The organism is Vibrio sp. MOR3 (assembly GCF_001557775.1).
Lineage (GTDB): Bacteria > Pseudomonadota > Gammaproteobacteria > Enterobacterales > Vibrionaceae > Vibrio > Vibrio jasicida.
In genome coordinates this window covers 769504-792784 of the sequence record NZ_LNRD01000001.1, presented here as the reverse complement: position 1 = coordinate 792784, position 23281 = coordinate 769504, and the positions used below count along the sequence as shown (strand labels likewise).

Sequence of the window (23281 nt, the reverse complement as noted above, 5' to 3'; positions counted from 1 at the left end):
TGGCGTACTAAATTCGAAAAGAGCGGACGAAGAGAAGCCTCTTTCAAGGCTTCACGACCTTGTAAATAATACTAGCTCACTGTCGCAGTAATAAACTTATCGACCTCGACATAAAAAGTCTTAGGATCGTTTTGAACCCAATGGTTGGCACCTTCAAATGCAACATTGTTAATCGAAGAGATAAAATCGATAGCGCGATGGCATCCCGCTAAACTCTGTGTTCCCCAAAAATAAACTTTTGGAATCGATAAGTTCTCATAGATTTGCCCCCACTCCACAACACCTCTTCCATCCTTTGTACTGTGTTGCGCATAAATCTCACTGGCCGTTTCACCCAATACTATTGGTTCACACCGTCTCAATGAGGAAAGGTATTTTATACCTGCTCCATGCTTCCAAGACATCGTAAAACGCTTTGCAAAACCTTCCCCTTTGACCCACGCCTGGAATTCAGGCTTATTTAGTTTCACGTAATGCTCAGCGATGATTTGAGATAAGATAATACTCTCCTCATGCAATCCACCTTCAGCATTAATGAAGCCGCGTATGACGCCTTTACTGTCGTAGTGACACACTAAAGTAGATGTATCACCACCCCAAGAATGCCCAAGAAGGAAGCATTGTTTTATATCTAACTGCTCTAAAGCCTTTAAAATTCGTTTGGCTTGAACATCCGTTGCATGAGATCTATTGGAAGCTGGAGAATAACCATAACCACATAAATCAAACATGACTAGGTTGTAGTTGGGTAGCCAATCCAGTGCATCGGCGAAGCACAAATGTGATTCCCCCAAACCATGGATAAGCACTAATGTTTCTTGAGATTCTATGATTGGCGTGGACAAGCAATACAACTTGTCGCCTTCGATGTCTATCCACTGTTCTACTAACACACAACCCTCGCGTTTCGACTACTGAACTAGGATTCATCATAACGAATTCACCCTGCAACAAAAGGTCTGTTTTATAAAAACCTGCAAATTGGCAAAGTAGAGTTATCTGGCGACCTATCCCATGAAGGCGTTCTCGGTGATGTCGATTTGTCGATTTGTCGATTTGTCGATTTGTCGAGCAGACATGTGCATTAGTAGAAGTCAATTGGCAACAGAAACCCTATAAAGGTGAGCACGCGCTGCCTCGCTCACCTCTGCTAATATGCTTTGGAATCTTAATTGTTAGCGACTCGCCAAGGCGGATTCTTTCGGTTCTCTCCAGCCCAATACAGCTTTAGCTCATTACCTGATGGGTCGTTAAGCATTGCTTCCCTCCACAGATAATCTTTGTCTGTAGGTTCTTGAACAAACTCGATGCCTTTTCTCTTTAAACTATCAACTAACGCATCAAGATTTTTGTGTTCAAAATAGATCACGCTGTTGCTTTTTGATTCTGGATCACCGAGATAAAGTGAAAAAGTGGCATCTCCTTCAAGGCACTCAAAGCGCGCGTAATTTTCTGTTTCAACAATCAAGTTGAACCCTAGCTTTTGATAAAACTCGATAGATGACTTGATGTCTTTAACGGTTAACAGCACTTGATTTAGATTCATAGAAGTTCCTTTTCCAATTGGTTTCTTACCGATTTGGGTGGGTTGTGTTTGAGGTTACGAAGATAAAACCTCAAGCTAACTTAAGGTCAAGAAATGATTTCAGCCGTTGTTTGAAGTCTATATAGCAAGAGCTAAAAATGAAAAAGGCGGCACTGTGGCCGCCTGTAGCTGTGTCGATTTATCGTTATTGGGTTAGCGCAATGTACTCTTGTTGCGCAGCTTGTAAGTCCTCAGCAAATTGTTTATCTGCCTTTAACTTATCAAACACGATGTGCGCCACTTTTTGGCCTGCTTCCACATCACTCATCCAGTGAGCATTACAAACGACCCGGCTGTAACCATAATCCGCCCCCCGCTCTGTCAGTGCTTTTGCATTGTTCGGCGCAATTGCTGCCGCAACGAGTGAAACCCCGTAGCCTAACGCAGTATGACCAGAAGGGTAAGATCCATCTTTAGATAGGTAGTCTTCGGCATAAGGTGTACAAGAAGGTAAGCCGTTTACCGCAAATGGGCGTGCTTTGTTGTAGTGCTTTTTAGAGTCAGATGTCGCAAGACCAAAAGAAGCAATGCTACGTCCTAAAACGGTATACATCGCTGGGGTGTCTTCCTTAGTAATCTTCACGCCCAAAACATCACCATATATCTTGGCAAAGTATTCTGGAGTAATACGCGCGTCTTGTGTCGCTTGAGCTATTCTCGCTGGGTCATCAACAGAAAAGTCTATAGCACCCACACGCTTGTCTTCGATATCTTGTTTGCTGCCTTCTGCTGGTGGCGGTGCAATCAAATCTACCGTGTGTACCGTTTCAATGTATGGTTGGTAAAACTGATAGTTTCCGTAGTCGATACGTTCAAGCGAATTGATGTCTGTTGGCGCAGAGAACACGTGAAATGCAGGCAAAGTTAGCGCTACGCAAATTAGAGCTTTCTTCATTTGCTTTCCCTCCAGAATTAAAGGATTGTAGGAATATTCTTAACAACTGAATCCAATATTATCCGCAGCCCTTTAGTGCTGGAAGTTATAACGATTATTCCTAAAAGTTAATAATGGAATGAAGCAAAGCAACTAAATCATACTTCCACTTGGGCAACCTTGTGACAAAACACTGCCGTAGCTCGTCGTCGGAGTAAATAACATGATTAAATCAGCAGGCAGGAATACAACATCAGTAACCAATGACAAAGGCATATCGACGAAAGAAATAGGATATAAAGCGTAAGACACGGCTGAGCCATCCAAGAAGCATGGCTGGCGCGCGACGGACAACGCCGTACCGGAAAATGGTTTACCGTAACCCCCTCTCGCATGTGCATCCATAGATGAACATCCCACTGTCAAAGAAGCCATTGCGATAACGCCGAGCACTTGAAGTTTTTTAAGAAGATTGTTTTTCATGTCTGATAGGTTCCAACTGATTGTTATTGATATAAATTATTATTCGACAACAGTAATCCTATCTGCATTTATAAAACAACCTATCTAACTAATTTGATTGAGAATAAATCAATTTTCGTGACAAATGTATCGCTTCTACCTTGGGTAAATAACAACTTATAAACGTCCGTTCCCTCGAGCCAATACACAAAGGCGAACCAATTGGCTCGCCTTGAATGTGTGAGGAAAGGATAAAAACGACGTCAGTTACAGCTTATCTGCATCGACAACTTTAATCGTTGTCCAGTTGGTGTTGGCATCTTGAATAAAGCCTTGCGTATCCTCTAACCAGCGCTTCTGTACCGATTTATCCAAGTTTAGGTAGAGTTTGCCACCTTCAATCTTCCAAGCCTCTGGGTCAGTTTCAAACTTTTTGCCCATAGCAACGCCAAATGCACAGTAACCACCGTATTGCGGCGCATACGCTTGAGGATCAGCTTTAAACTGGTCTCGGTTTGCTGCATTCACAAAGTGATAAATCGCATTGTTGTACGTAGCTGAATATTGGGCCTTCCCTTGAGCTGGGCCATTATCCGTGAAGTAAGCCACCGGATCGTAACCCTTGATAGCGAGATCATTTGCATCAACGCTCATGCCTACATCCGCAGCCATCAGTGAAAAACTGGTTCCGAGTAAAGCGGTCATTAAAGTGAGTTTTCGACCAGTTGATTTAATGCGTGACATAGTAAGCTCCTTGTCTGTGTTTGTTTGCCTTGTGTGAATAAATTAGCTAACTCTTCCGGTCTATAAAGGTACAAAAGACCAAAAAAGTACGCGAATCGTTCGGAGGTAACATGGATTTGTTGTCACAGCTGATGAAGCACTTCTCAATACGCACAGGCGTTTTCTATTCTGGACACTTGTGTGGCATCTCCTCGTTCCAAGCAGAGCACCATAACCGAGGCCATTTGCATGTTTTGAATGCTGGCGAATTGATACTGACAAGCGCAAATGAGAAGGCTCAAAAGCTAACAGAGCCTTGCATCATTTATTTGCCAAACAATACGCCGCATAGAATTGAAGGAAACGAAGAAACAGAATTGGTTTGCGCCAATGTGGATTATCGAGGTGGGCAGATCAACCCTCTATTGTCTGTCTTGCCGGATGTCGTCGTTATCCCTTTTAATGCGGTGCCGAGCCTAACTCCGGTCTTGGATATGCTGTCTTCGGAAGCAAGGGGAAATGGCATCGGACAAGAGTTTTTATTGGATAAGCTGAGCGATACCTTAATGGCATTGATCTTTCGTTATCTTATCGAGGGGAAGCAAATTGAACACGGCTTGTTTGCTGCGCTCGCCCACCCACGTCTAGCTCCCGTTATGACCGCCATTCATCAGCTCCCTGCCCGTCATTTTCATCTTAATGAATTGGCGTCATTGGCGGCCATGTCTCGTACTCAGTTTATTGAGACGTTCAAACAAGCCGTTGGGGAAACTCCAGGAGATTATGTACAAAAATGGCGTGTATCCGTCGCCCAGTCTTTATTGCTGCAAAATAAACCGCTCAACTGGGTGTCTGACGAGGTGGGATACCACAGCTACTCGGGCTTTTCTCGTGCTTTCCAAAATGTATCTGGTATGTCACCTCGCCAATGGATACAAAACCAAAAGGAAGACGAGCTTAAAGCAAGTTGATACCAAATTGTTTCGCGATCAAATTCGTTATCGCAAAACAAATTACGGATACAACACAACTAATAAGCAAGGTAATCCAAAAGGAATACTTGCTCAGTAGATAAGGGAAAAGAAGAAACATTGGCAGTGTTGGTACAACAAACCAAAAGGTATAAAACGCGTGGTTAGACAGCTTCTCTGTACCTTGCCCTTCGATATACATCCATACCAACGCCAATATGGTCACGGTTGGCAATGCAGCCACGAGCGCACCTAACCTATCACTTCGCTTCGCGACTTCAGAAATGAGAACCACAATCGCGGCGGTGGTTAAGTACTTTGTCACAATCCATAGCATTTTCGCTTCCTTGCTTACTTCGGACATTAACTAATAATAATCTAGAAACCTACTCCAATTGATTCTAGATGTTTTCTAAAGACTTACGGTACACCTTTGTCACATAACCAGACGGATCGTAAGCGTCTTCTATTCTATCCCAACCAAATTTTTCATAAAGACCATCGTGGTCAGTCGTTAGATAAAGGCTTTGGAAGCCCATACTTTTAGCAGCATTCAATGCATGATTAAACAGCAATTCGCTCAATCGTTTGCCACGATGTTGTGGTTCGATAAACAAAGAGCTCAACCAAGGATATAAATCATGTCGGCTGACGAAATCATTAATGATCAGGCCAAAGCAGCCAACAATCTCACCTTCAGTGACCAACACATAAAACTGAGGGATGGCGTCTTCTTCCTTACTTGAATGCAGAATCGCATTTTCAAAGTACGCGTAATTGTCTTCCGAACCCCACTTTGTATGGATGTACTTAATGCACACTTCCACACCCTGTGGATATTCATTCACGTTTAAAACTTGGTACATGTTTATTCCTGTCAGATTAGGTGTGCGAGTGTTTTTTTATGCAGCTCGTTTTGAATTGCTAAACATCATGCCGACTTTTTACTTGCACTTCAAAGCAATAACCGTGGCTTAGTTTGGAAATGAGAGGGTGTGTTTGTGTTTTTCTTACTGATGAAGAACAGCGCATCAAGTTAGCGATCAGGGAAGAGATAAAAGCCAAAGTTGGTGGATGAAGCGATAAAAACCCTCTTCAAGTTTAAAGTGAAGAGGGTTTGTGTTTTGAGGCTAAGCAATCAGTTCTCGTGCTTCTACAGATGCTTCCGATTCTGGTTGCGAAGCTGTCTTGCCTTTCAGTTCCATCATGAGTTGCTTAACCAAAATTCCGTAGATAAACATCATCGGTAGTCCTGCCACCACGCACAAAGACTTAATGGTATTGATGCCACCACCCGTGAGGAAGACGCTAAAGCTGATAAGTGCAATCGCGCCTGCCCACATCAGTTTGACCTTGTTGTCAGGGTCTCCGTTTAGGGACAGTTGATTCGTCGTCAACATCGAGGTGGCCACACTAGCACTCGACATCGTAGTCAACATCAAAAAGAACTGAATCACCAAAAAGACCGCAAGAACCACATTGTTTGCTGGCAAAGTTTTGATCAACGAGACAACAGCAAACGTCAATCCACCATTGCTCATCCATTCTTGAACGGGATAACCACCTAATAGCTGCGCCCAAACCGCATAGCCTCCAAAGATTGAGATAAAGAATGCGCATCCCAGAGCCCCCATCGAGATGGTATACAAGATGACTTCACGGATAGTTCGGCCTCTCGATATACGCGTAATGAACAGCCCCATCATGATTAAGTACGCGTAGTACCAGAACCAATAATATTGAGTCCATGCTTGAGGGAAACCACTCTTCTGCACCGGGTCTGTCCAAAGAGACATGCGGAAGAAGCTATCTAACATGACTCCGAGTGAATCCGTTACATTGTTCAGCACAAATTGGGCATTTGATGAAAACAACACAAACAAGGCAAATAAAATCGCAGCGATGACCGTGTAATCGGATACCTTCCTAATGCCTTTGTTGAAGCCCACCAGCGTCACTGCGAATAAAACTAATACGAATAAAAAGATGATGCCGCCTTGAAGCAACAAGTTATTCTCTATCCCAAATAACTCTGCCGCTCCTGTACTCAGCAACGTGACGGTTAACGCCAATGAACTCGCAAAAGCCGCTAGTGTTCCGAAGATGGCCAAAAGGTCGACGCATTTACCCACGATTGGATTCTTGCCCAGCACGGGTTCACACAGTGTCGAGAGCTTCAATGTACGGCGTTTTTGCACATAAAAAGCGTAAGCAAAAGGAATCGCAGGGAAACAGTAGATCGCCCACCCTGTTATCCCCCAGTGGAACATTGAATAAGTGACTGACCACGCCGCTGCAGTGTAACTGTTCTCTTCAGCAAATAGTGGTGGAGATTGCAGGTAGTACATTGGCTCTCCAATCCCCCAATAAATAAGCGATGCACCAACACCAGCCGTAAAGATCATGCCGCCAAAAGAGAAGTTCGAATACTCTGGCTTTCCTTCACCTAATCGAATGTCGCCGTACTTGGAAAACGCCAACCAAAATAGAAAGCCAACAAGAGCAAGACTGCAGATTTACACTAACCAGCCAAACCAATCGGTCACAAACGTCATTGCGTTGTTCGCCATAGCTTGAGACTGCTCTGGGAACATCGAAGAGACAAGTAAAATGAGCAGGACAGTGCCAATCGCAGGAATGGTGAGTCCGAGATTAAGATTCTTCAAGGCTGTCTCTCCACGCTGTCAGTTCTTCAATATGACTAGGCTCAATGCCACAACAGCCGCCAATGATACTCGCCCCTAAGCGATGCCACGTTTTTGCGTATTCCAAATATTCTGTTGGAGAGAAGTTTCTAAGCCCTTGGTATGACTCATTCGCTTGGTGATTCGCTTTAATGGGCGCAAAGCTGTTTGCGTAGACACCAATAGTTAACGTAGTCCCAGTCCGCTCCAATACCTGATTCACATCTTTGATCGCTTGTTCAATCACTTCAGGAATTGAGCAGTTGAAGAAAATACCAGTCGCATTAGTATCAAGAAGTGCTTCAACTGCGTCTATGACAAGCTCACCAGAGCGCAGACGTGAGACTTCGCTGATTTCATCTTCTAACGTGAAAGAGATATAAACTGGCTTGTCGGTTTTAGACAGAACTTTGCTGATCACTCGCGCTTCACCAAGGCTTGCGACAGTTTCCGCCAACCAAATATCTACATATGGCTCTTGCGCTTCAAATAGATTCACACTGATGTCGTAAGCACGCTTTTCTTCAAATAAATCAGGTCGATAAGAACCAAAGGCAGGAGGTATAGCGCCGGCAACAAGCACTTCTTTTTGTGACACGGTCACGACGTCACGAGCAATTTTCGCGGCTTTCTCTGCCAGCTCGCGTCCCTGCTCTGCATACAAATCTTCACCTAGATGAAACGGAACACAAGCATAACTGTTGACGGTAATGATCTGTGCACCTGCATCAATAAAACCTTGGTGCGCTTGCGTAACATGCTGTGAGGATTCGATAAGTGCTTGGGCACTCCAGAGGGGTTGAGAAAAAGGAGCACCGATGCGTTTTAGCTCGCGCCCCATGCCACCATCCAATATTGTAAGATTTACCATTTAGACATCCATACCGCTAAAATCTATTTGGCTATTCAATCACAATATGACGTAAGTGAAAGTTACATTTCCTCACACTCAACATGAAGAAGATTCATGTTGAGTGAAAACAAGTATTGCCTTGCAAGTTATTATGCGACGCATGGAGATTTAAAACCCACTTTACCCCTATTTACTTGGGTAACATTTTACTCTCTATACCAGTGCTCTTTTGACTCCATTTGCGCTTTTACTTCTGCACTATATTCAGCGGTAGGTCGTGCCAATAACCTTGGAATGCCGATAGGTTCACCAGACTCTAAACAGTAGCCGTACTCTCCTGCGCGCAAACGAGCCAACGATTGTTGAATCTTAGGTAACAGCTTTTGCTCTCTATCTATGATTCTTAATGCGATTGCAGATTGCTCTTCACTGGACGCCCTATCGCTTTCGTCACTGAATTCCATTGGCGCAATCATCTCTTCTTTCGCGCGTTCAATATGCGCTAATGTCGATTCATAAAGCTCAAATAATCGGTTTTCAAAAAACGTGATCTGAGCTTCATTCATATAATCCGCCTCGGGCGCTGCAAGAATTTCTTCTTCTGTCATGACATGCTTTTTCTCTTCGTTCATAGAACCTCCACACCGAGATAAGAGTTCGCTCTCTAAATTCCGTACATCTGGATCTGTATAACTTAACGACGAATGAATGCGCCAATAAGGTGCAGTACTCGACACAGTCACAAACTGCTTGATGCCAGAGTTAAGATCACCGACTATATTAATTGTTATATTATAACATTACACTATAAAGAGCATGAGCATGAACACCCAGAAACTCCCTGTTACGGTTTTGTCCGGCTTTCTAGGCGCAGGAAAAACAACCGTTTTAAGTCATATTCTTAACAATAGACAAGGCAGAAAAGTCGCGGTCATCGTCAACGACATGAGCGAAGTCAACATCGATGCAGCGACCGTTCAGAATGAAGTTTCTCTCAACCACAGTGAAGAAAAGTTGGTTGAAATGAGTAACGGCTGCATCTGTTGTACCCTGCGTGAAGATCTACTTGAAGAAGTCACTAAACTCGCACAAGAAGGCAGATTCGATTACTTAGTTATCGAGTCCACTGGCATCGCCGAGCCACTTCCCGTTGCAGAGACTTTTACGTTTGCTGATGAAAACGGGCTATCACTTTCAGACGTTGCACGTTTAGACACAATGGTTACGGTGGTTGATGCGATTAACTTTCTGCGTGATTACGATGAAGCTAAGTTCTTAACAGAGACAGCCGAATCCTTAGGCGAAGACGATGAACGCAGCGTCGCCGACTTACTCGTTGATCAAGTCGAGTTCGCTGACGTTATCTTGATAAGTAAAACCGACCTTGCTGAGAAATCAGAAATCGAAAGGCTTATTGCGATTCTTAAAACTCTCAATACATCCGCCACTATTCTTCCTATCTCGAATGGTGAAGTAGAACTTGAAGCAGTACTCGACACACAAAGCTTCAGTTTTGAAAAGGCACAACAAGCCCCAGGTTGGTTGAAGGAAATGCGAGGCGAACACATACCTGAAACCGAAGAATACGGCATTTCCAGCTTTGCCTATCATGCGAGACGTCCTTTCCATCCAGAGAAGTTTTACGACTTCCTCCACAATGCGAAAGATTACGGCAAACTGATTCGTTCCAAGGGTTACTTTTGGCTAGCAACAAGACCAGAGTTTGTCGGTCAATGGAGCCAAGCGGGAGGCATCGCACGTTATGGTGTTGCGGGTATGTTTTGGAAAGCGATTCCGAAGGAGGAATGGCCAAAGGATCAAGATTACCTCGACGCTATAAACGACATTTGGGAAGAACCATACGGCGATATGCGACAAGAATTGGTGTTTATTGGTCAGGGATTAGAGCAAGAGAAATTGATTGCTCGTCTCAACGAATGCTTGTTAGCAGAAGATGAGATGGAGCAAGGGCTCGACTATTGGTTATCTATGGAAGACCCTTTCCCTGAATGGGAACAGTAAACGACTGAGAGACAAAAAAGCCTCCCACCATTCGGGAGGCTTTCTCGTTACACAGAGCCAATTTTGTTATACCGAGCCAACGCAGCAAGTCCGTTCTTGGTACAAGCCGAGATTCAAACATGCACCAAGGGAACCCTCACCAGTACATTCAAAGCATCTTCTTCTGGCTCAACTTAGCTATTTTCTTTGGCCAAGGATCTTCAAATGTTGCCCCTTGTTGCCATTGCTCCAATTCCGCTTCCGTTAAAAAGCAGTTTTCCAGCGCATCAATAAACACATCGACTTCGTTTTCTTGCCCAATCACCGTTAAGCGACAACGACGATCACCAAAGCGACTTTCAACGCTGTCTATCTTATCTTGCAGGATTTGACGATGTTCATCAGTAAAGTTTTGCGATTCGTCATTGATTACCGAAGCGCGCCAAAAGCCTGTAATTTCAAGCCCCACATTGCCGTTTGCTTGGCTCCAAAGCAGTGAAACATCGTCTCGAGTTGGGAACCAAAAGAACCCCTTACTGCGGAACACACCTTTAGTTAAATACTGATGGCAGGTATTCCACAAACGTGCAGGATGAAAAGGTCGATCATCTTTGATCACTTTCGCGACAAGGCTTTGTTCATCTTTATCAGAGAGGTTCAGCGGCTCATTCACCGTCTCACGTAGTTCGGCGATTAATTGCTCAACGAGGAAGAAATTGTAGTCTTGCTCACCTTTCAACATGCGGATATCCAAGTTTCCCCATGACGTTTTGATTATCTCGGTGTAAACATTAAGCGGATGAATCGCCTGCGCGATGTTGCGAACGGTATTGTCATCCACTTTGTCCGTCTTGGTGAGCATGACACGGTTTGAGAACATGATTTGCTCTACCAACAAGTTTTCAACGCCGCGAACACCCTGCTGTACGTTCTCTTGCCACTTCGGAATTAAAGCAGAGCCTTGTCGATAGTCATCTCGCAACCAAGTCGCATCCACCAACGTAATCACGTCTTTGAGTGCGAATGGTGCGTTGTTTTTAAAATACTCAACCAAAGGCAAAGGATGACTACTGCCCGACGTTTCAATCACAATCCATTCTGGCAATTTTTCTGCGCAGAGCTTTTTAAGGGCTTTATCGAGCTGCTTTACACCACTCGGGCTGCTGATGCTGTCTCCACTGATCGTGACAAAATTGCCCTGCTCTTCACTCACCGCATCGGTATTTAAGATAAGCACGCCATCGACGTCTAACTCACTCATGTCATTCACAATAACGGAAAGATCAATACCAGAAGAATCGGCTTGTTGAAGAATGTTGCGTAAAAACGTGGTTTTCCCGGACCCGAGAAACCCATGCAAAATGGTGACTGGAATTGATGGCATACCTTTGACCTACAAACTCTGGATGAGTGCATGTTATAACATAACAACTTAGTGAGTTATAGAAGGAATCCAATTGCTGTCTTAGACGCAAAACTTAAGAATCGGTAAAGATCACAGGGGCTGATTTCTCAGAACTCGCCTTCGTTTCTCATCACGTTTCATCACCAGCAAAGGTCTAACTATTGATAAAAATAATAAGTGGTTACAAAACGACCATTGCTTTGTTTATAAAATTGGAGAAAGATGACAATACAACGATTTATAGGAGGTGGTGTTATGACTTTAGTTCTTACCGTTCTTATTTTCCTAAGTTGTATTGCGATGCTCGCAATTGGTGTGATGTTTTCACGTAGGCCGATCAAAGGCGGAGGTTGTTGCAAAGCGTCCGATGTTGCGGATGTGGGCGCACGTAAAAGGCAGTCCCGCAAGGATACATAGAATTCCCGCACACGAAAGCCCAGACAGCGGTTTAGCCTTGGCGTAAACACTCTACGCATGGATAAAGCACCAAGCTGCTTACGTCACCGCCTTTAGGGCGCAGGCATACTCGCCCTACTTCTCAACCCTTTCAATACAGGCTTTTCCTTAGACGAAAAGCCTGTTTACTCTGTAATCTCTTAACATCTATGATTTTTGAAAAGCCGCTAACACCATGGGTTGCAGTGCTTTCGCCAATTTATCATGCTGGTCTTGTTGCCAATGAATTCCCTCTTTAGGACAAGATTCCACCACGGTTCCGGCATCAAAAAATGCACATCCCAGCTCTTCCGCTCGGTTTCGATAATGAAAGCCAAACTCTTTGGATTTCTCCGCCCCACCGATAAACATACTCCCGAAGAAACCAATCTCATGCACGGGTGGCGGCGCGACTAATAGAACTTGCGGCGCTTCTCGCTTTGCCCAGTTATCAAAGTTAAGAACCTCTTGTGCTAAGCGAGCTGCCCCACGAGAGATATCGAAAGCGGATAAACCCAAGCAGTTTTTCATGTCGTTCGTGCCGAGCATAATGATGACCAAGTCAGGCAGATGAGATTCCAAGCAAGGGCGTAAATAGCGAAGGCCATTTTTCTCACCTTCAAAAGGATCATCGTGCACAGTTGTTCGCCCTGGTTGCCCTTCCTCTATGACCTCATAACCATCCGGTAGAGACATTCGTAACAAGGATGGCCATCGCTCGTTTGGTCCGTAACGGCGATCTTCATTCGGTACTGCGCCCCAGGTATTTGAATCGCCAAAACAAAGTATGGTCGGCATTAAACGTGTTCCTCACTAAAACTATCGCTTTGCAGTCTATCAAAAACGTTGTTCAAGTCTGTGAATTAATTCGAAAGTTCATTCCCATAAACAAGCTCGATTGGCCTGCGATTTTAAGAACGATAAAGCAAAAACCAATGAACACAAAAAGGCGAACCACTTGGCTCGCCTTTCTAGTGCTTGCTAAGAAACTAACGCAACAGCTTAGTTGATGTCTTGTACCTTCATCACCAAGTCTTCCCAATTACGTTGGTTCTCGATGTCATGCTCTAAGCCTTGATCATCGGCAATTTGGAAACGCTTAACTGCAGGCGTCTTGCTCGTTGCTTGGTAAAGCCAGTAGGCTTCGGCTTTCAATGCTTCATCAATTGGCTTGTCGATTGACTCGTACACCATCTGTTTACATGCATTGATAGATTCAGCCGGGAACTTAGAAATTCGCTGCGCCAATGCATCAACATAAGGGCCAATTTCATCGGGTTCTAACGCTTTGTTGATGGTGCCGTACGCTTCTGCTTCATCCGCATCGAAGTCACGAGCGCTCAAGATGATCTCTAGGGCACGACCTAAACCCACCTGACGCGCCATACGAGATGCACCGCCGCCACAAGGCAAGATGCCCATACCCACTTCCATCTGCATGAATTTGTATTTACCGCGAGCGGCAAAACGCATATCACAGGCCAATGCAAATTCATGACCGCCACCACGGGCAAAGCCTTCTAGTTTTGCAATTGTGGCTTGTGGTAGCTTGCTGATTCTTTCAAGAACCGCTTGAAGATCGAGTAACTTCGCTTCTTCGCGAGAAACAGCCTCTGTGGACATCTCTTTAAGCAATTCGGTATCGTAATGACAAACCCAAATCTCCGGGTTGGCTGATTGGAATACAACCACTTTGACACTACGATCACGTTCTAATCGCAGTGCTAACCCATTCAAATCCGCCAACATTTCCTGCCCTTGCACGTTTACCGTACCAAAATCAAACGTGACATAAAGAATTGCGTCTTCTTGCTTTGCAGTAAACGTTTTGTAGCCTTCGTAAGCCATATCCATTTCCTTTTTCCAATAAAATCATTAAGTTGCCATTTTTCAAAGCAACGCAATTAACGTTACGCCTCTAAAAAACATCAAACAATGACGCATAAAAAGAAACAGTATCTACGAAAACTAAAAGGTGATTTCCTCAATAACGGCTAGCAACAAATCACCCTGATCTGATCTTTACTTTCAATTGGTGAGTAAGTAACTCTGCGGTTTACTACTCGTAGTATTATCAACAAAAACTTAAAACTGATTTCTTTTTCAGCCCAATTATCAATTTTGAAATTGCGCCTATACTGAATCCATACAAACGCACAACCGAGGAAATCATAATGAAAGCAGCCGTAATTCGTCAGTTTGGTAGTTCAGAAGTATTTGAAACAGCAGACGTACAAAAACCGGAAGTTAAAGCGGGCCACGTCTTAGTTAAAGTCGCTGCATCAAGCGTTAATACCGTTGATATGATGCTGCGTGAAATGGGCGAAGGTTTACCCTTCCACCCACAACTTCCAGGCATTCTAGGTATGGACTTCGCAGGTACGGTTGAAGCCGTAGGTGAAGGTGTTACCGAATACACGGTTGGTGATGAGGTTTATGGTTGTGCGGGTGGCCTTGGTGATCTTCAAGGTTCTCTAGCGGAATACATGGTGGCAGACGCGGATCTTATCGCTCACAAGCCAAGCAACCTTTCTATGCGTGAAGCGGCGGCAATTCCATTGGTTGGCATTACGGCTTACGAAGGTTTGATTCGTGCTGGTGTTCGCCAAGGTCAACAAGTACTGGTTCATGGCGGCGCAGGTGGTGTTGGCCATATTGCACTGCAGCTTGCTCGTCACATGGGGGCTGAAGTCTTCGCAACTGGCTCCACAGGTGTGAAGAATGACTTGATTACCGAGCTCGGTGCAACCGCGATTGATTACCGTACTGAGTCTGTAGCCGATTACGTTACAAAACACACCTCTGGTGCTGGTTTTGATGTAGTCTTCGATTCGGTTGGCGGTGCAAACCTAACTAACTCGTTTGATGCAGCAAAACTCAACGGTCAAGTTGCAACAACCGTGTCTTTGCATGAGCAAGATTTAAGTACCGTTCACATGAAAGGCTTGTCATTGCACGTTGTATTTATGCTGATTCCGATGATCCACAATGTTGGTCGACGCGAACATGCCATCATCCTAAAAGAATTAGCCAAGATTGCAGAATCAGGCGCACTAAAACCGGTTCTCGATGAACACGAGTTTACCCTTAAGCAAGCTGGCGCTGCGCATGATCGTCTAGCCAGTGGTCAAGCGATTGGTAAAGTCGTCGTGAATATCTAAGTTTTGTCTTAGTGACATTAACAGCACAATTCAAAAAGACCTCCGTGATGGAGGTCTTTTTTTCAGTTATGGAGTCACGGTGTACGCAATTAACTCGACGATCTGTTCTGGCGTTGTTGCCCATGCTTGCGCTGAAGCATCAACTTCTTTAAGTGCATGGACAATGTTTTCATCATGCAAAGTGATGTAAGGCTTACCTAAAGCGGCACAGAAGCCTGCATCAAACGCCGCATTCCACTGCTTGTATTTATCCCCAAATCGAATCACGGCAAGGTCGCAAGACTTAATGGCGGTCTGAATTCGAATCGCATTTACTTTCGCTGATTTATGATCGCGCCAAAAAGGATTGTCTTCCGAGCCCAAACCATCGCCCGCTGCATCGCTGGATTCATGATGCGTGTTGGCAGAAATAAACGACACAGCCAGATCTTTTGCTTCACAGCCTTTGATGATTTGCTCACGCCAGTCGGTGTGGATCTCACCCGACAAATACACTTTTAACTTCATAATCACTCACATTGTTTTTGTTATGTGCTTGAATTTAAACCGCATGCACACACCATTTACAAGGTTCTAAGCGCATATCTGTGAATCTGGCATTAAATGCCAAGTTAAAAACAGGCAACGGAATTTCCCGTATTACAACGATAGGTTTGCGTAGGAAGCATTAAAAGTACGAATTTTCAGCCGCTTACCAAAGCGCAAAAAAACATAAATTATTATAAAAACGAACTTTGACCTTTTTTCCGCAACATTCTGCGCAATTCGTTTCTCTTTTTGTGCATCAGTATCTAGCTTAGCCACCACTTTCACCACGATGTGAAAGAGCACAAAGGTAACAACGAGTTATCAATTAGCAGCTATTACACTAGGAAATACATGATGCAAAATAAGACAGCAGCACTTTTCGCTCTAGCAGCATTAACAGCAGCAACAACGTTCAACGTTAACGCAGCAGTAAAATACGAACCGTTTGTTGGTATTGATGCTGGCGCACGCTTAAGTGGTCAAGCTGAATCGAAATATGACGGAAAAGAAGAGCACCTAGACCTAAAATCATCAATGGTATTTGGCGTGGAAGGTGGTGTAATCCTTAACCAAGCGCATCAGTTCAGCATCGGTTACGACTACCGCGGAGTAAGTCTTGACTACAGCGACGATGACCTTGAAGTTGGCACGCTATACGCACAATACGATTACCTTGTACCTATCACGCAAAAACTGGCATGGACCATTGGTGGCAAGCTTGGCTACGAGATGTATAACTCAGATTCTGATGGTGCGGACGAGCTAAATGGCGTCGTTCTGGGCGCGCAAACAGGACTAAACTACCGCTTTAAAGCTTGGAGCGTGGGTACTGAAGTAAGCTACCTGCACCACACAAATGAGGTCGAATATTCAGAGACCTACAACGGCCAAAAACATACTTCATCATATAAGATTGGTGACGAAGTACTGCTAACAGCAAATGTGAAATACCACTTCTAATAACAACAACCTTAGTTGGCTTCTTCTCCCGGGAAACCGGGAGTTTTTTCGTTTTAAAAAGTAAATAATTACCAAACTCGGCTCAGCATTAAGTGATTTCGTTCTCGCGCTATCACATCAAGATTTTCATCGTGATAGATGAGTTGGTTCTTAGACGTACCAGAAAGAAACAGGGAGCTGTAGCTCGCCGCTTGGTAACCATCCAATACCTTAGTCGTTTGAATCGGCTCAGTCTTATAGAAAAACTCAAATTCGCCATTAAATGACTTGGTGATTTTACCTGTGACCGCAAAGAGCGCAACGCCCTCTAGACCATCTCCCTCTATGGATATCGTTGACTCTAGGTTTTCGTTATTTAAATCAACTTCTATGCGTTCTTTCCAAACACCGTTGTCCGCTGAGTATTGTTGTACGGTGGTGGTGTATCTTCCACTAAGTAGAAGCTTCTTACCACTCACGTATAACGAAACACTGTAAAGCATAGAAGCGAGTAAAAACAAACCAATCCAAGGTCTCAAACTGCGTATCATCCGAGCTCCTTAATTACCTTAGGGAGTGTCTCCACTTCAAACAGATAGTTCTCGCTACGTCGGTGCACGTTGTCGTAAACCGATAGGGTGTAAAGTCCTTCTGTTTGTGCCACAGAATAGAAACAATCACATTTGGAATGTTCAATTAAAGATTCTATCTTCAATGGTAATACCATCCCTTTTGGCTTAAGTACCCGATGGTGGTTGAGTTCCATGATCTCATGACCATCATGGCGATAAGAAACCAAATGCGTGTTGGTGACCCTAGAGAAATTGAAGAAAGACAACACTATGAGAACTAGAGAAACAGACGCCAGCAAGGCTTTCGCTAATGTAAGTGAATTGAAAGCACAACGAGTTGACGTTGATTCATTGGCTCCCGCACAGCTGCAATAGAGCATGTATCCGACACCCGCAATGGTTCGTAGCTCTACGCAATCAGAGATAGCAATGGCAAGCCTCAGCTTTTGCACCGACTTTTGCAGGGAAGAGTCCGTTACAATGGTATCCGGCCACCCTGCTTGTTTGAGCGTTTCTTTATCAAGAACTTGACTTGCATTGTCCAGAAACGCTTTAAATAAAAGACATTCGTTGTAATTTAATGAACGTTCTAAACGATCTGTTCTGACGCTCATCTTTTCGATGTCGAATACCAAATCGTCACAAGTGTACTGCTTACTCACTTTACTTTGCCCGAGAGGTCTTGCTTAAAAGGCCGAGCATTGTAGTAGAAATGGCTACCGCACATCTAGGATACAAGAACTCATCAGACCAGCTTTACTACCAATATCCGGGGGGCTTTATCAAGCTTTCACGTAAACCCGATTTCTGCCAGATTGCTTAGCTTTGTATAGCGCTTCATCCGCTTCAGCTAAAGCGATTCTTATACCATCAGCAGAATCAAAATGAGCAACACCAATACTCACGGTGATTTCTATCTTCAAATCATTAATAAGAATTGGAGTAGCAGCGACCTCTTGTCGAAGCTCCTCACAGAACAACATTGCTTCTGAGCTCTTAACACCAGGCATAAGAAGAACAAATTCCTCGCCACCAGTACGTGACAAAGTAAAATTCAATTCGGTCTTCGCCCCACACAGTAAAGCAAACTGAACCAGAACCACATCGCCAATTTCGTGGCCGTAGGTATCATTGATAGCTTTAAAGAAGTCGATATCAAAAACGGCAATAGAACCGGAAACCTCTTGCTCTTTTAACGCATAAAATCGATTTTCTAAGCCACGGCGATTCAACAAGCCAGTAAGGAAGTCTGTGTATGCTTCGTTTTGTAGATCGAAACGCTGTTTTTCAGACCGTCGATACTGATTGAAAAACTTCACGGGAGACATAATTAAAAGCAATGTAATAAACAACGTCGAGAATATAGCGGCTCTAGCCAGTAATCCCGAGTCGCTTTGTGAAATTGAGACCTGCCAGTTGGTATTAAATATTGTCACTATGCTGATATCAACATCACAATCAATATGACCTTTACTACTGATCACTTTTTCATGAAAATTACGATTATCCGGATCGAACCCAACAATCGAATAATTAGATATATTTTTATCTTCCAGAATACTTTCTAATGAATTTAGAATGGTTTCTAAATAAATAATGGAAGACGAAAAACCAATAAATCCAGATTCATTAGTAATTGCTTTACGAAGGATAAAGGCTTGCTTACCATTCTGAACAAGCTTAACCGGACCAATTACCGTATTTTTACGACAATTAATCGACTGCTCTGCTCCTAGCCTTCTGCTTTGATCTTGAAGCACATTGTGACCAATCGCTCGTTTGTTTTCTTCGTATGGGTAGACAAGCGTCACGACGCCTTGTGGCAAATAGAGCAAAGAATCAACGTTACTATAGGAAAACAACAGAGTTCGGCTCAGTTTGTTAAACGCTTCAAGTGAGATGCTGCTGTCTTCAGAAAGCACCACGACTTCTTTCAAGACTTCAGCCGTGATTAACGCGTCATTAAAAACCTTCTTCATCTCTTTGTTTATCGTACTGATTACATTTGCAGATTCTTTTTGGTTATTAATTCGACTCAACTCAGTCGCAAGGAATTCGGTTAATATTAGTATCGACATGACTAATACTACTTTGATGCTTTTGTTCACTGTAACCTTCCCAGTTCGTGTCGTTCTCCATATCCTTTATTTGATTCTCAAAATTCCATCTATATTTCAGTTATTTCTTTTCTTATCACAATTATTATGATTACGATAATCAAGAAACAGGGATTATACGCATAATAGAATAACCGTCGATGCCCAATGAGTATCGTTAAGACAAAACTTTTTTATCAAAATTGATTAATTTTCTATCGATCGATGTCATTGATCGACACGATCGATTGTGTTGATTAAAAAGATTGATCCAAACGGTAAATTTTTGTGTGGAACGGTTCAATTCACAGACAACAAAAAAGACGGCTATCAGTACCGTCTTTTGCTCAATTGAGAATCTCGTTCGTCTTTCTACTTCCTAGATTCTTGTCCTTGTGTTCCTGCATCCTTAATCGCATCAGCAACGTCTTGGGTTTCTGTGTCTACCCACTTCATAAATACTTGGTAACCCGCAGCTAAGAACGCAGCACCAATGAACATGCCAAGAATACCACCCGACATCATGCCGCCCACTGCACCAATAAGAACAATAGGCATAGGAACTTCGAGGCCGCGGCCAAGAATTAACGGCTTTAAGAAGTTATCTATTAAACTTGCAGCAAGGAGCAAAACCGTGAAGACAACATTATGAACCGTGCCGCTATCTCCTGCCCACAAAATACCGACGGTAACTAACGCAATAATGGTCACGGGCAGTTGCACAATCGCAAAGATCAACGCAATAAGCGTAAACAATGCTGCGGCAGGTACGCCGGATAACGCCACGACACCACCGAATGCCATTGCCGTTAAGAACGCTATACCAATGATCCCTACAGCGACTTGTCTGATGGTGGCCGTGGTGAGTTGATGTAAATCTGGCCCTCTCACCTCATCCGTAAAACTAATGAAGATCTTACGTATCGACGTTGCAGCAGGTTGTGCCCAAGCGAGCATGACACCCGCAATGATAATAGCACCGATGAGCATGAATACACTTTTAGCGGCCCCCGTTGCACTATCGACAAACCAACTAAAGAAACCTTTAATTTGAGGCTGGCGTTTCTCGATAAATGTAGGTAAGTCATCCGCAGCTTCATACCAAACAGCATGAACTTTTTCACCAACTAAAGGCCAAGTTTTGACGCTGTCTGCAGGCTTAGCAATGACCAAAGTGCCATCTCGATAAGATTCAAATGCACCGAGTGTTTTCGAAGCAAAGGAATTACCCACCATGGCCGTTGGCGTGCCGAGAATCAACACACCAATGATGGCAATCAATGTCGCAGCACGAGCCGAGCTTAATCCAAGCTTTCTTTCAATGACGAGTTTGACTGGATAGAGCGCAATGGCAAGCACCAACGCCCAAAGCAAGATAGGAAGAAATGGTAAAAACGCCCACCAACAGACAATAACGATAAGCGTCGTGACTGAGAATCGAATCAAAGACGTGGTAAACGCTTTGGCCAGTACTTTCTCTAAATTTTCATTTGGATTGCTCAACTGTTTTTCCCTTTGGTTTCGCGCCATATTCTTATTTATCGGTAATCCGATAATCGATGACGCGTGAATGGACCCAACACAGTATTTATCCGCACATAATCAAAGACCGATGGCTTAGATAGCCGCGGTCTTAAAACAAGCGCTCATATAAAACCTAGTACACTTCCCCGTACATTCAACGGTTTAGTAAACAAGTTTGTGTTCAGTCACAAAGGGAAAATCAGAGTTATTGCTTATTCCGCTGAGCAAGTCACTTGGTTAAGCATTTCTGCTTCCATGATTGTGTTGGCGATAAGAGACTCGAATATCTCCAACTGCCCTGCGGGTATCAACTGGTTTTGGATTTCGCGTCGCTTATCAGAATCAAACAGGCGCTCTGCTAACCAACCAATGAGGTACATCAATGATAAACAACCTCCCGCCGTTGCAATATTACCCTCAACAACCAAAGGAACATCTTGAACGTCTCCTCCCATGCCCTTTAACACCGCTTTAGCATCTGGGTTGGTTGTGAGCTTTTTACCGTCAAGCAAGCCCAATTCATGCAAGATAAAAGAACCCGCGCAGATAGAGCCAATTAGCTGCCTATCTGGGTTGAGCTTCATCGCGGACATGAACTCACTATCTTGAAGCGCTGCTGGTATGCCTTTCTTGCCACTCGCGATAAGCACAACGTCTTGCGTTGCAACTTCAGAGATATGACCGTCCGTCTTTACCGTCATACCTAGATGAGAAACATGCTCTGGCTTGGTCCCTAGCACTTTGACTGTCCAACTGTCTTGCGTCCTTCCTAACAGGTCATACATCAAGAAAAAGTCTACGTCTGTGAAATCATCAAACAACACAATCCCAACGGTATACATAAGCCAACCAACCTAACGAATGATAAAATGTGCGAACAGTGTAACGGCAACCTAAGCAAGTCGCGAATCATCAATTAGAAATAAATTCACACATTCGCACCTGCTTATTAAGTTATTGCTAATTAGCGTATTTTTGACATTCAAAGCAGACATAACATCAGTTGTATTGATATCAAACCATGACATTTGAGCACTCAATCACATCGAAAAAATCACCCAAATCAATCGATTTAATTCCTTATTAACTTTTATAAATCCGAACTACTATCAAGTGGAACCATCGTTCAACATAAATAAGGTTAACAATAATGAAAAAGGCTTTCTCTACACTAAGCATCGCGGTCGCACTGTTTTCTAGTGCCGCATTTGCTGCAGACAGCTACACGCTTGATTCCGATCTATCTTCCCTAAGTTTCGCAACAATCAAAAAGCAATATATTGTTGAGCCCGCGACCATTGACACCCTTTCCGGCACACTCAACAGTGATGGGCAGTTTGATGTGGCTATCGACCTAAACAGCATCAATACAGGCATTCCAATTCGTAATACGCGCCTGAACGAGATCTTCTTTGAATCTGCAAAACATGCGCCAGTAACAGTGACAGGCAAAGTAGATTGGGCATCTCTGGGTGAAGGCTCACACAAAGTAAAAGTACCGGCTGAAGTCACGCTGTTTGGTAAGACGAAATCCGTCGAATTCCCAGTCGTGGTACTCAATGCAGGTAATACGGTAATGGTCAGTTCGAGTGCCCCTGTCATCATCGGTGCTGGCGATTTTGGTATCCCGACTGACAACTTAACGAACCTTGCAGCAACGGTTGGTGGGATTAAGATTTCAGACCGAGTTCCACTTACTCTGAATCTCACCTTTAAAAAGTAGTTATTTAGCCCAAAACGGCTTGATAACGCGAAACAAAGGCTTGGAGGCTCACCAAGCCTTTTTTCTCTATAGTATTTCAGCCAACCTTTCCGTTTGATTTAAGATTGGCTTTGCTTGGATCCGTTAAACGCCATGCTTCTTAATACATCATTCTTATTCACGAAATGATGCTTTAGAGCTGCGAGCACATGCAGCAACACCAAAGTTGCGAGAGTCGCGCAGCCAAAACGATGAACCATAAAAAAGAACGCATTCACTTCAGCATTTGAAATTGGGTTTGGAATAGTAAACAGCCAAAAGAATGGGTACTCGTGCTTAAGCATTAAAAAGCCACTGACAAACACAACGAACATCACTAGATAGAGAGCGCCATGTGCAAGTTTGGCCATACTTTTCTGAGTGTTTGGAATCGTGTCTGGTAGCTCTGGAGCATTACGAAAAAATGACCACCCCCACCTGACAATCAAGAGCACCGAAGCAATCGTTGCAAATGACATATTGAGCGTAGATAAAACGTGGAACAGTTGCGGCATGTCCATGACGAATAACATGCCGTAGCCTGCAATCGTTGCATAGATAATAATGACTGCCATTATCCAATGAAGCCATTTACTGAACGCGTCATAGTGTTGAGTGGGTGTATTTTGGACGTGCGGAATCGCTTTCTGGTGCTGACCAGAATCTAATTTCGACATATTGTCACCACTGATTTTTATTGAGATTGGCATGGGAAAACGGCGAACAA

25 protein-coding genes and 1 pseudogene are annotated in these 23281 nt (G+C 43.8%); 6 read left to right on the top strand and 20 right to left on the bottom strand.

Annotated elements, in window-relative coordinates; all coding sequences use genetic code 11:
- Nucleotides 1-71: 71 nt before the first annotated feature.
- From ATB76_RS03525 to ATB76_RS03505, 5 genes are all read right to left on the bottom strand, one after another.
- Nucleotides 72-893, bottom strand: a complete 822-nt coding sequence (locus ATB76_RS03525; RefSeq protein WP_039977463.1) for an alpha/beta fold hydrolase — start codon at nt 891-893, stop codon at nt 72-74.
- 275 nt (nt 894-1168) lie between these two features.
- Complete coding sequence (locus ATB76_RS03520; protein WP_061034639.1) at nt 1169-1546, bottom strand: VOC family protein; 378 nt, start codon at nt 1544-1546, stop codon at nt 1169-1171.
- 184 nt (nt 1547-1730) lie between these two features.
- Entirely contained in the window at nt 1731-2480 is a 750-nt protein-coding gene (locus ATB76_RS03515; protein ID WP_061034638.1) for a phosphatase PAP2 family protein, read from the bottom strand.
- 132 nt (nt 2481-2612) lie between these two features.
- Complete coding sequence (locus ATB76_RS03510; protein WP_061034637.1) at nt 2613-2942, bottom strand: YceK/YidQ family lipoprotein; 330 nt, start codon at nt 2940-2942, stop codon at nt 2613-2615.
- Nucleotides 2943-3188: 246 nt separating this feature from the next.
- The gene (locus ATB76_RS03505) at nt 3189-3665 is read right to left on the bottom strand and encodes a YHS domain-containing (seleno)protein (protein ID WP_020196331.1); all 477 of its coding nucleotides are present in this window, start codon (nt 3663-3665) and stop codon (nt 3189-3191) included.
- Nucleotides 3666-3775: 110 nt separating this feature from the next.
- Between ATB76_RS03505 and ATB76_RS03500 the strand changes: the two genes are divergently transcribed.
- Nucleotides 3776-4615 (top strand): AraC family transcriptional regulator, encoded by an 840-nt coding sequence (locus tag ATB76_RS03500; RefSeq protein WP_061034636.1) that lies wholly within the window; start codon nt 3776-3778, stop codon nt 4613-4615.
- Here ATB76_RS03500 and ATB76_RS03495 read toward each other — a convergent pair.
- From ATB76_RS03495 to ATB76_RS03475, 5 genes and pseudogenes are all read right to left on the bottom strand, one after another.
- A complete protein-coding gene (locus tag ATB76_RS03495) occupies nt 4602-4952 on the bottom strand; it encodes a DUF3147 family protein (RefSeq protein ID WP_005440716.1) in 351 nt (116 codons plus the stop codon). The genes ATB76_RS03500 and ATB76_RS03495 overlap by 14 nt on opposite strands.
- Nucleotides 4953-5016: 64 nt before the next feature.
- Nucleotides 5017-5481 carry a GNAT family N-acetyltransferase gene (locus ATB76_RS03490; protein ID WP_038878040.1) on the bottom strand — a complete coding sequence of 155 codons (465 nt, stop codon included), beginning with the start codon at nt 5479-5481 and terminating at the stop codon, nt 5017-5019.
- 264 nt (nt 5482-5745) lie between these two features.
- Nucleotides 5746-7281 (bottom strand): annotated as a pseudogene (locus ATB76_RS03485) (BCCT family transporter).
- Nucleotides 7268-8170 carry a homocysteine S-methyltransferase family protein gene (locus ATB76_RS03480; RefSeq protein WP_061034635.1) on the bottom strand — a complete coding sequence of 301 codons (903 nt, stop codon included), beginning with the start codon at nt 8168-8170 and terminating at the stop codon, nt 7268-7270. The pseudogene ATB76_RS03485 and the gene ATB76_RS03480 overlap by 14 nt, the downstream one beginning before the upstream one ends.
- Nucleotides 8171-8358: 188 nt before the next feature.
- Nucleotides 8359-8784: a TraR/DksA C4-type zinc finger protein gene (locus tag ATB76_RS03475; protein ID WP_061034634.1), complete on the bottom strand. Its 426-nt coding sequence runs from the start codon at nt 8782-8784 to the stop codon at nt 8359-8361.
- Between the two features lie 190 nt (nt 8785-8974).
- Here ATB76_RS03475 and zigA point away from each other — a divergent pair, with 190 nt between their 5' ends.
- The gene (gene zigA, locus ATB76_RS03470; protein ID WP_061034633.1) at nt 8975-10174 is read left to right on the top strand and encodes a zinc metallochaperone GTPase ZigA; all 1200 of its coding nucleotides are present in this window, start codon (nt 8975-8977) and stop codon (nt 10172-10174) included.
- 148 nt (nt 10175-10322) lie between these two features.
- Here zigA and ATB76_RS03465 read toward each other — a convergent pair whose 3' ends face one another.
- Nucleotides 10323-11537, bottom strand: a complete 1215-nt coding sequence (locus ATB76_RS03465) for a GTP-binding protein (RefSeq protein WP_061034632.1) — start codon at nt 11535-11537, stop codon at nt 10323-10325.
- Nucleotides 11538-11813: 276 nt separating this feature from the next.
- On the opposite strand from ATB76_RS03465, the gene ATB76_RS28420 reads away from it, so the two are divergent.
- Entirely contained in the window at nt 11814-11975 is a 162-nt protein-coding gene (locus ATB76_RS28420; RefSeq protein WP_162998339.1) for a hypothetical protein, read from the top strand.
- A 186-nt stretch (nt 11976-12161) separates the two neighbouring features.
- Here ATB76_RS28420 and ATB76_RS03455 read toward each other — a convergent pair whose 3' ends face one another.
- Both ATB76_RS03455 and ATB76_RS03445 read right to left on the bottom strand, forming a co-directional pair.
- Nucleotides 12162-12791: an SGNH/GDSL hydrolase family protein gene (locus tag ATB76_RS03455; protein WP_061034631.1), complete on the bottom strand. Its 630-nt coding sequence runs from the start codon at nt 12789-12791 to the stop codon at nt 12162-12164.
- 204 nt (nt 12792-12995) lie between these two features.
- Nucleotides 12996-13841 (bottom strand): enoyl-CoA hydratase/isomerase family protein, encoded by an 846-nt coding sequence (locus ATB76_RS03445; protein ID WP_033006300.1) that lies wholly within the window; start codon nt 13839-13841, stop codon nt 12996-12998.
- Nucleotides 13842-14167: 326 nt separating this feature from the next.
- On the opposite strand from ATB76_RS03445, the gene ATB76_RS03440 reads away from it, so the two are divergent.
- Nucleotides 14168-15154, top strand: coding sequence for a zinc-dependent alcohol dehydrogenase family protein (locus ATB76_RS03440; RefSeq protein WP_061034629.1), 987 nt, complete (start codon nt 14168-14170; stop codon nt 15152-15154).
- Between the two features lie 66 nt (nt 15155-15220).
- Here ATB76_RS03440 and ATB76_RS03435 read toward each other — a convergent pair whose 3' ends face one another.
- Entirely contained in the window at nt 15221-15661 is a 441-nt protein-coding gene (locus tag ATB76_RS03435; RefSeq protein ID WP_042604139.1) for a YtoQ family protein, read from the bottom strand.
- A gap of 375 nt (nt 15662-16036) precedes the next feature.
- Here ATB76_RS03435 and ATB76_RS03430 point away from each other — a divergent pair, with 375 nt between their 5' ends.
- The gene (locus ATB76_RS03430) at nt 16037-16642 is read left to right on the top strand and encodes a transcriptional regulator (protein ID WP_038878049.1); all 606 of its coding nucleotides are present in this window, start codon (nt 16037-16039) and stop codon (nt 16640-16642) included.
- Nucleotides 16643-16710: 68 nt separating this feature from the next.
- Here the strand turns inward: ATB76_RS03430 and ATB76_RS03425 are convergent, their stop codons facing one another.
- The 5 genes from ATB76_RS03425 to ATB76_RS03405 form a co-directional block, all read right to left on the bottom strand.
- On the bottom strand, nt 16711-17172 hold the full coding sequence (locus tag ATB76_RS03425; RefSeq protein ID WP_038878050.1) for a hypothetical protein: 462 nt from the start codon (nt 17170-17172) through the stop codon (nt 16711-16713).
- Nucleotides 17169-17855, bottom strand: a complete 687-nt coding sequence (locus tag ATB76_RS03420) for a winged helix-turn-helix domain-containing protein (RefSeq protein WP_061034628.1) — start codon at nt 17853-17855, stop codon at nt 17169-17171. Before ATB76_RS03420 ends, ATB76_RS03425 begins: the two co-directional genes overlap by 4 nt.
- Before the next feature lie 120 nt (nt 17856-17975).
- Nucleotides 17976-19301, bottom strand: a complete 1326-nt coding sequence (locus ATB76_RS03415; protein ID WP_061034627.1) for a diguanylate cyclase — start codon at nt 19299-19301, stop codon at nt 17976-17978.
- A gap of 360 nt (nt 19302-19661) precedes the next feature.
- Nucleotides 19662-20792 carry an AI-2E family transporter gene (locus ATB76_RS03410; protein ID WP_038871736.1) on the bottom strand — a complete coding sequence of 377 codons (1131 nt, stop codon included), beginning with the start codon at nt 20790-20792 and terminating at the stop codon, nt 19662-19664.
- Between the two features lie 233 nt (nt 20793-21025).
- Nucleotides 21026-21655, bottom strand: a complete 630-nt coding sequence (locus ATB76_RS03405; RefSeq protein ID WP_061034626.1) for a DJ-1/PfpI family protein — start codon at nt 21653-21655, stop codon at nt 21026-21028.
- 308 nt (nt 21656-21963) lie between these two features.
- Between ATB76_RS03405 and ATB76_RS03400 the strand changes: the two genes are divergently transcribed.
- The gene (locus ATB76_RS03400) at nt 21964-22536 is read left to right on the top strand and encodes a YceI family protein (protein ID WP_042602864.1); all 573 of its coding nucleotides are present in this window, start codon (nt 21964-21966) and stop codon (nt 22534-22536) included.
- 98 nt (nt 22537-22634) lie between these two features.
- Here the strand turns inward: ATB76_RS03400 and ATB76_RS03395 are convergent, their stop codons facing one another.
- Nucleotides 22635-23231 (bottom strand): cytochrome b/b6 domain-containing protein, encoded by a 597-nt coding sequence (locus tag ATB76_RS03395; RefSeq protein ID WP_061034758.1) that lies wholly within the window; start codon nt 23229-23231, stop codon nt 22635-22637.
- Between the last annotated feature and the right edge of the window lie 50 nt (nt 23232-23281).